Below are 6739 nucleotides of genomic sequence, written 5' to 3'. Positions count from 1 at the left end.
TTAACAAGTGGGAGATCGTGTCCGGGGATTTAGGGGGCCACTACATCCCGTCACAGGCTATACATTAAGATTTTATATATTATTATATTATAAGTATGTTGCGCTACCGAAAATGATTCGGAGGTCAGATGCGTCTCAGCTTTTCGACTGCCTTCGCGTTCCTCGCCGGCGTGCCGTTGTTGACCTGCCCCGCAGAAGCGCAAACGACAACTGACAGCTTTACTGTGCAGATCCAGATCACTGCCGAATGCCTGATCAACTCTGCCACCACGCTTGATTTCGGCGCATCCGGCGTTCTGTCGTCTGCTACGACAGGAACCAGCGAAATCACTGTCCAGTGCACGAACGGGACGACCTATAATGTAGGTCTCAACGCCGGCCTCGGCGCAGGGGCGACCGTGGCTTCGCGCAAGATGACCGGGCCGGCGTCTGCGACCGTCACATACTCTCTCTACTCGGATGCCGCGCACACCACCGTCTGGGGTGAAACGATCGGAACGGACACCGTCTCCGGCACTGGAACAGGCGCGTCGCAGGTCTACACCGTCTACGGCCAGGTGCCTGCCCAGTCGACCCCGGCGGCGGGTACCTACTCGGATACGATTACGGTGACCGTGACCTACTGAAACCACGCGCGATATCGACGCGTGATGTCGGGGCACGGTGCCGAGCCATCTCGGACCCAGTGCCCTTGATCGTGTTGGGAGGAATTATGCGGCCGATCATCTCGCTCATCGTATGCCTGACAGCCTTCGTTCTCTTCGGTCCGTCATCGCACGCGGCGTCGTTACGGGTCGCGCCAGTCGTCCTTGACATGAAGGTCCCGCAGGCCGCCTCGACCATCCGCGTCTGGAACGACGCACCGCGTGCGATCCACGTGCAGGTCCGGGTCTTCCGCTGGGACCAGAAGAACGGGGAGGACGTCTATACGCCGACGAGCGACGTCGCCGCGAGCCCGCCGATCATCGCCCTCAATCCGGGAGGCGAGAACCTGATCCGCGTCGTCCGCACATCAAAGAGGGCGATCGGCAAGGAGGAAAGCTACCGTCTCATCGTCGACGAGCTTCCCGAGCCATCGAGACGGCAGGCGGGCGTGGTGAATCTCGTCGTGCGGCACTCCATTCCGGTCTTCTTCACTCCCCCGGACTCCTCTCCAGCCACATCGTGGACAATCGAGCGGGGGCCTGGAGGCTATGTCGTGACGGTTCGAAACGATGGAACTCAGCGCCTGCGGGTCTCCAACCTCGTCCTGAGCAGTCAGGGAAGAATTCTCGCCCGCCGAGGGGGGCTTGTCGGTTACGTGCTCGGAAAGTCCTCGGTCGCCTGGTTCGTGCCGGCAAAAGGCGGCCCGTCCGGGGGAACCGTGACGATCAGCGCCGACAGCGAAGGAGGGCGCCTGAATGCGCAAGCGCGCATGCGGGGCGGCTAGCATTCTGTTCTCGCTGTCTGTTTCACTCGCCGTCGACCCCAGCGCCTTCCGGGCACGTGCCCAACAGCTGCCGCCGGCCGGCGCCGGTATCGACGCGGATACGTCGCTTGCGGCTCCCATCGACTTGCAGTTGGAGGTCTTCGTCAACGGCCGATCGACCAGGCTGATCGCCGCCTTCACGCGCGACGGCAATGGAGCACTCGCAATCGCCCCCGACCAGCTCCGCAATGTCGGGATCATCCCGGCAGCTGAAGCCGTCCGGGCCGACGGCCTCGTCGACATCGCGAAACTGCCTGGCGTCGACTACCGCTACGATGCGACATTGCAGGCCATCTATTTCGACGTCCAGTTCGACAGCATATCCGCGCGCATCATCGACGCCCACAAGGTCACGAGAAGCGACCCGGGGGAGGAGCAGGCGGACAGCAGCGTCGGAGGGCTCATCAACTACACGATCTACGGCAATACCGGCGGAGGGGATGCCGAGAAGATCTGGGATTTTCAGGGCCTTTCCGGCTGGTTCGAGGGGCGCCTCTTCAGCCCTTACGGAGTTTTGTCGAGTTCGCAGTTGCTGAGCACCTCGACGGACGATCGCTACGACTCGACGCGCCTGGAAACGAGCTGGTCCTACTCGGACCCCGACACGATGACGACCTATCAGATCGGCGATCTCATCACCGGCGGCCTCGGCTGGACGCGACCGATCCGCATGGGTGGTGTCCAGGTAAAACGCAATTTCGGGCTGCGGCCGGACCTCGTGACAATGCCTCTGCCGCAGCTCTCGGGCTCGGCCGCCGTCCCCTCGACGGTCGACGTCTACATCGACAACGCACGCCGCCTGAGCGAAACCGTTCCGGAAGGGCCCTTCGAAATCATCAATCTGCCGGTCGTCACCGGCGCCGGCATGGCACGTCTCGTGGTACGCGATGCGCTCGGGCGGGAGACGACCTCCGACACGCCGTTCTTTGCGTCCTCCAACCTGCTCGCAACGGGGCTGGCGGACTACTCGCTGGAGGCCGGCTATGCGCGACGTTTCTACGGAACGGAATCCAATGACTACAGCAGCGACCTCGTGGGGTCGGGCACGTTGCGCTACGGCGTCGATGACTGGCTGACGGTCGAGGCCCACGCAGAAGGCGGCGGCGGGCTCCTGAACGGCGGCGGCGGCGCTGCGTTCGGACTTGGCTCCTACGGCGTGGCCTCGCTTGCCGGGTCCGCCAGCAGCTATGGAGACAGGGCAGGCTTCCAGCTCGCCGGAAGCGTCGAGATGGAACTCGGAGACTGGCGTCTCTACGCCCGCAGCCAGCACACGTTCGGCGACTACGACGACATCGCCGCGATCACCTTCGATCCGGCGACGCCGGAAGAGAGGTTTCGAGCCTCGCCGCCCCGTGCGCTCGACCAGATCGCTCTTTCCGTTCCCCTGAGCTTCGACCCCTCGACGCTCAATCTGAGCTTCACCAGCGTGGAGACCATCGACGGAGACCGCTCGCAGCTGGTCGGCCTCTCGTACAGCCGGCAGATCAACAATCGCATCTCGTTCTTCGCCAGCGGCTTCACCGATCTCGCAGACCGGGGTTCCTTCGGCGTCTTCGCCGGCCTGTCGGTGCAACTCGGCAAGGATATCTATGGTGCGACCAGCCTATCCTCGGGATCGGACGGCACCGCCTTTGCCGCCGACATCGCAAAGTCCGCCGGCGCCGAGAGCGGCAGTCTCGGCTGGCGGTTGCGCAATTCGGAAGGAACGCGGACCCACCGCTCCGCCACCGTCACCTATCGCACGGAGACTGCCCGTCTCGAAGCGGGCGCCGCGCAGCACGGCGACCACCTGCAGGCAACAGGACAGGTCGACGGAGCCATCGTCTTCGCAGGCGGCGACGTTTTCCTCTCCAACAGGATCGACGACGCCTTTGCCGTCGTCGATACGGGCGCCCCGGGAGTCGATGTCCTCTACGAGAACAGGCCGGCCGGGCGAAGCAACGGCCGGGGAAAGCTTCTGTTGCCCAACCTGCGCTCCTACGAGCCGAACCGTGTGACGATCGATCCCACCAATCTGCCGGTCGACGCCGTGGTCGCCGAGACGAAAAGCACGACGATCCCCGCCGACCGCAGTGGAACCGTAATCCGTTTCGATGTCGAGACCCAGGCGGCCGCAGCCCTCGTCACGCTGCGCGATGAAGGCGGCTCCTTCGTCGAGATCGGCTCCACGGGCCATGTCGAGGACAGCGGCGAGGAATTTTTCGTCGGCTATGACGGGCAGGCCTTCCTGACGCATCTGAAGGCTCGAAATCGCGTCACGCTCGAACGGCCGCAAGGCGGTCGCTGTATCGCCGAATTCGGCTTCCACCCCAAGGCCGGGGAGCAGGTCACCATTCCCGACGTCGTCTGTCGGGCAACCCAATGAGGTTTGAGATGTCGCTACGTGCTCTGGTTCTCGCATGCCTGCTCTCGACGGCGTCCTCCCCGGCTCTGGCGCAAACCTGCTCGTTCTCCGTCTCCGACGTCAACTTCGGGAGTGTCGATTCGCTGTCGGGAGCGGCCGCCGATTCCAGCGGTACGGTCACGGCAAGCTGCTTCAGCGGCATTCTGACGAACGTTCGGGTCTGCCTGAACATCAATGCCGGATCAGGCGGTTCGACATCCGGCACGCGTCATATGCTGAACACCGCACTCGATCAGCTCGACTACAATCTCTACAGCGACGCCGCCCGAACCATCCCCTGGGGATCGCGCGAGATGCCGAGCCTCGGCTCGCCCGTAGCGATCGATTTCACCCAGCTCCTGGGTACCGTGGAGCAGACCAGAACCCTCTATGGACGCGTGCTGGCGAACCAGCAGACGGCTCCGACCGGCACCTACACCTCTACATTTTCCGGCGCCGAGGTGAGTTTCAATTATGCCGTCTACCTCATCATCGGCAGCCCGCCCGATTGTTCGACAGTGACCGGCAACACGACAAGGCCTAGCTTTACGGCGCAGGCGATGGTCAACCCCAACTGCCTGGTCAGCGCACAGGACATCGACTTCGGAAGCCAGGGCGTCCTCGACACGGCAGTGGACGCCAGCGGCAACGTCGCGGCCACCTGTACCGCCGGCACCGCCTACACGATTTCGCTCGACAACGGCCTGACCGGCACCGGACCCACGGCGCGCCGGATGACACTTGGCAGCGCATACGTCACTTATGGCCTCTACAAGGATGCGGCACGGTCGCAGCCATGGGGCAGTTCGGGGGGTGATCTCATAACAGGAACGGGGACTGGCCTCACCGAAAACATCAGCGTCTACGGCCGCGTACCCGCGCAGAGCACGCCGGGACCCGGCACCTACACGGATACGATCGTCGTCACCGTAACCTATTGAACGCCGATTCAGGAACCAGTGACCGCCTCTAATACGGCATCTCATTGATGAGAAACGATTAGGCCAATGTGTGCGCCCGATGGACATGATGCGCCAAGGCTGGCATTCGAGCTTGAAACGCATCGTCACGGATAAACTGCACTCGTACGGATAGAGCTGGCTCGGGAAATTTGAACAGCGGGGATAATTGGAATTTCTGCCTGGCTTCGGCTTAANAATGTGTGCGCCCGATGGACATGATGCGCCAAGGCTGGCATTCGAGCTTGAAACGCATCGTCACGGATAAACTGCACTCGTACGGATAGAGCTGGCTCGGGAAATTTGAACAGCGGGGATAATTGGAATTTCTGCCTGGCTTCGGCTTAAATGCCGGGAACAGGAGATACCATGACGAGACGACCGCGCCGGAACCATATCCCGGCTTTCAAGGCGAAGGTGGCGCTCGCTGCCATCCGAGGCGAACAGACGCTGGTGGAGTTGTCCCAGCAGTTCGACGTTCATGCCAATCAGATCAAGCAATGGAAAGACCAACTCCTTGAGGGGGCGACGAGCGTTTTCGGCGATGAGGCCAAGGCCGAACCGGCAGGCCCGACCGTCGATGTCAAAACGTTGCACGCCAAGATCGGGGAGTTAACGCTGGAGAACGATTTTTTGTCCGGTGCGCTCGGCAAGGCGGGATTGCTGGACGGAAAGAAATGATCGACCGCTCGCACAAACTGTCGGTCGCACGCCAGGCGAAGCTTCTCGGGTTCAGCCGTGGCAGCGTCTATTATTCGCCGCGTCCTGTGTCAGACAACGATCTGGCCCTGATGCGGCGGATCGATGCACTGCATCTCGAATATCCGTTCGCGGGAAGTCGGATGTTGCAATGGCTTTTGAGAGGAGAAGGGCTGAATGCCGGGCGGCTTCACGTCGCCACGCTGATGAAGAAGATGGGCATAGAGGCAATTTACCGCCGCCCGAACACATCAAAACCAGCGCCTGGGCACAAGGTCTATCCGTATCTGCTACGCAAGTTGACCGTCACCAGACCCAACCAGGTCTGGGCCATGGACCTGACATATATTCCGATGGCTCGCGGCTTCGTTTATCTCTGCGCTGTCGTGGACTGGTTTAGCCGGAAGGTCCTGTCGTGGCGGCTGTCGATCACGATGGAAGCCGCTTTCTGTATCGAGGCGGTCGAGGAGGCGCTTGCCCGTTACGGCAAGCCGGAAATCTTCAACACTGACCAAGGATCGCAGTTCACATCCGTCGACTTCACGACCGTGCTGAAGAAGGCCGAAATCGCTATCTCGATGGACGGCAAGGGTTCGTGGCGGGATAACCTCTTCGTCGAGCGGCTCTGGCGGTCGATCAAATACGAGGAGGTCTATCTCCACGCCTACAAAACCGTGTCCGAGGCCCGCGCCGGTATCGGTCGTTATCTGAGCTTCTACAACACCCGACGCCCACATTCATCCCTTGACCGGCAGACGCCGGACCAGGCTTACTTCAACGCGCTGGCTCCGATGACGGTGGCAGCATAATCGAGGCGGAAATCCACTTAGCAAAACGCTCGAAACTGTTCAGACAAACCCAGCCAGCTCTCTTTGCTCTTCTTCCTCACCGCGGGCAATGCCAGCGACTACCAGGTTGCCCGGCACCTGCTCGATCGGCTACCCAAAGCCAGGGAGCTGCTGGCAGATCGTGGTTACGACGCCGACTGGTTCCACAATGGATTGAAAGACAAGGGAATTTCGCCCAGTATTCCACCTCGCAAGAAGCGACGCAACCCTGCCGACTACGACAAAGCCCTCTATAGGCAACGATATCGTATCGAGAACATGTTCGGAAGGATCAAGGATTGGCGGCGCATCGCTACCAGATACGACCGATGCGCCCATACCTTCCTGTCCGCGATCCTCATCGCAGCAACCTGCTGCTACTGGCTCGATTAGTGAGTCCTGT

5 protein-coding genes and 1 pseudogene are annotated in these 6739 nt (G+C 61.5%); all 6 read left to right on the top strand.

What is annotated here, in order from left to right; all coding sequences use genetic code 11:
* Positions 1-128 precede the first annotated feature (128 nt).
* On the top strand, positions 129-626 hold the full coding sequence (locus tag ACM6UT_RS18210) for a Csu type fimbrial protein (RefSeq protein WP_416798763.1): 498 nt from the start codon (positions 129-131) through the stop codon (positions 624-626).
* Positions 627-712: 86 nt separating this feature from the next.
* Positions 713-1429, top strand: coding sequence for a fimbrial biogenesis chaperone (locus tag ACM6UT_RS18205; protein WP_416798762.1), 717 nt, complete (start codon positions 713-715; stop codon positions 1427-1429).
* Positions 1401-3833 (top strand): fimbria/pilus outer membrane usher protein, encoded by a 2433-nt coding sequence (locus tag ACM6UT_RS18200; RefSeq protein ID WP_416798761.1) that lies wholly within the window; start codon positions 1401-1403, stop codon positions 3831-3833. Before ACM6UT_RS18205 ends, ACM6UT_RS18200 begins: the two co-directional genes overlap by 29 nt.
* A gap of 8 nt (positions 3834-3841) precedes the next feature.
* Positions 3842-4792 (top strand): Csu type fimbrial protein, encoded by a 951-nt coding sequence (locus ACM6UT_RS18195; RefSeq protein ID WP_416798760.1) that lies wholly within the window; start codon positions 3842-3844, stop codon positions 4790-4792.
* Between the two features lie 387 nt (positions 4793-5179).
* Positions 5180-6318 (top strand): IS3 family transposase gene (locus ACM6UT_RS18190; protein ID WP_416798759.1). Its coding sequence is split into 2 segments (ribosomal slippage): positions 5180-5438 and positions 5438-6318, totalling 1140 coding nucleotides; the frame shifts between segments, so codons are not numbered across the junction.
* Positions 6319-6387: 69 nt separating this feature from the next.
* Positions 6388-6729, top strand: a pseudogene (locus ACM6UT_RS18185) (IS5 family transposase); the annotation flags it as partial.
* Positions 6730-6739: the final 10 nt, after the last annotated feature.

It is taken from the genome of Ciceribacter azotifigens (genome assembly GCF_048159625.1).
In the GTDB taxonomy this organism is placed as follows: domain Bacteria; phylum Pseudomonadota; class Alphaproteobacteria; order Rhizobiales; family Rhizobiaceae; genus Allorhizobium; species Allorhizobium azotifigens.
The sequence above is the reverse complement of the archived record's forward strand: the minus strand, read 5'-3'. Positions and strand labels throughout refer to the sequence as shown.